The 305-nt window shown below is 63.3% G+C and carries 1 protein-coding gene; it reads left to right on the top strand.

Annotated elements, in window-relative coordinates; translation table 11 throughout:
• Positions 1-305: proton-conducting transporter membrane subunit (locus EXE42_RS17550; protein ID WP_275938245.1), on the top strand; the 305-nt coding region annotated here is incomplete at both ends.

Below are 305 nucleotides of genomic sequence, written 5' to 3'. Positions count from 1 at the left end.
CATGAAGCTCACCCTGTTCTTCTGTGCGGGCAACATCCACGTGTCCACCCATACGGACTACATCTCGCAGATGGCGGGGATCGGCAAGCGGATGCCCCTGACGATGGTGGCGTTCACTGTGGCCTCGCTCGGGATGGCCGGGATCCCGCTGCTCGCCGGCTTCGTCAGCAAGTACTACATGCTCATCGGCGGGGTGCGGATGGGGATGAACTTCACCCCGGTCGCGTACTACCTCGCCGGCGCGCTGCTGCTCTCCGGCGTGCTCAACATCGCGTACTTCTGGCCCGTGATCTACACCGCCTTCT

The sequence above is a fragment of the Halorubrum sp. SP3 genome (assembly GCF_005435195.1).
GTDB lineage: Archaea > Halobacteriota > Halobacteria > Halobacteriales > Haloferacaceae > Halorubrum > Halorubrum sodomense.
This window is presented reverse-complemented; position numbering and strand designations above follow the sequence as displayed.